Below are 1,200 nucleotides of genomic sequence, written 5' to 3' on the forward strand. Positions count from 1 at the left end.
GGTAATGCTCCCCGCAAATAATTGGACTTAAAAGTAGAAAATCGAATACCCTTGATTTAAGGAGATTTTCTATGAAAATATCTAAATATTCAGACAGCTTAATTATGAGTATTTTGAAACAAGCTGAAGCAGGAACACCTGTTCCAAACCTTTGCCGTGAGCATGGAATGAGCACCGCAACTTTCTATAAGTGGAAGTCTAAATATGGCGGAATGGATCTTTCCATGATGACTAGGCTTAAAGAATTAGAGGCTGAAAATGCCCGTTTAAAACGTATGTATGCTGATGAGCGGCTTAAATCTGACATTTTACAAGATGCTCTTTCAAAAAAGTTTTAAGGCCAGTTCAGCGGAAGTCTCTTGCACAGCAGGCTGCTGAGCAGTTTAAGATTTCTATCAGCATGGCCTGTTTAATTTTTAATGTTAGCCAAACCTGTTATCGCTATAAGGCCCTTTTGAAAGAGGAAAATGTTCAAATCGCTGAGTGGTTGATTAAGCTAACAAATGAAAATAAAACGTGGGGTTTTAAACTCTGCTATCTGTATTTGCGCAATGTAAAAGGTTATGGATGGAATCACAAACGCATATATCGGATCTACAAAGAGCTTGAACTTAACTTAAGGATTAAACCCAACAAACGAATTAAGCGAGAACAACCAGAAACCCTTGCAGTACCAACAGCTAAGAATGAGTCATGGTCAATGGATTTTATGCATGATCAACTCAGTGATGGGCGTAGCTACCGTGTGCATAACGTCATTGATGATTACAATCGAGAATCGTTAGATATCCTTGTTGATTTCTCATTACCGGCTGAACGTGTTCTGCGGGGGCTTAACCAATTAATTGAATGGCGAGGCAAACCTAAACATATTCGATCCGACAATGGGCCTGAATATATAAGCGATTTAATGAAAGAATGGTGTGATCAACATGATATTGAGCATATCTTCACTCAGCCAGGTAACCCTCAACAAAATGCCTATGTTGAACGATTTAATCGCACAGTTCGATACGAATGCCTAAACCAATATTTATTTAAAGAGCTTAGTGAGGTTCAAGACTGTACAACCTTATGGCAGTACTTTTATAATCATGAACGACCTCATATGTCAGTAAATGGTTGTCCACCTAATTTTAAACAATAACAAGGGCTTTGGATTTTCTACCCATTAGTTCAATTAAAAATGGGGGTATTACC

1 protein-coding gene is annotated in these 1,200 nt (G+C 38.1%); it reads left to right on the top strand.

Annotated elements, in window-relative coordinates; translation table 11 throughout:
* Positions 1 to 71 precede the first annotated feature (71 nt).
* A protein-coding gene (locus HLH16_RS12530; RefSeq protein WP_171529572.1) for an IS3 family transposase occupies positions 72 to 1,147 on the top strand; the annotation gives its coding sequence in 2 pieces (ribosomal slippage) (positions 72 to 324 and positions 324 to 1,147; 1,077 coding nt in all).
* Positions 1,148 to 1,200 lie beyond the last annotated feature (53 nt).

Origin of the sequence: Acinetobacter sp. ANC 5378 (assembly GCF_013004315.1) — a bacterium.
In the GTDB taxonomy this organism is placed as follows: Bacteria; Pseudomonadota; Gammaproteobacteria; order Pseudomonadales; family Moraxellaceae; genus Acinetobacter.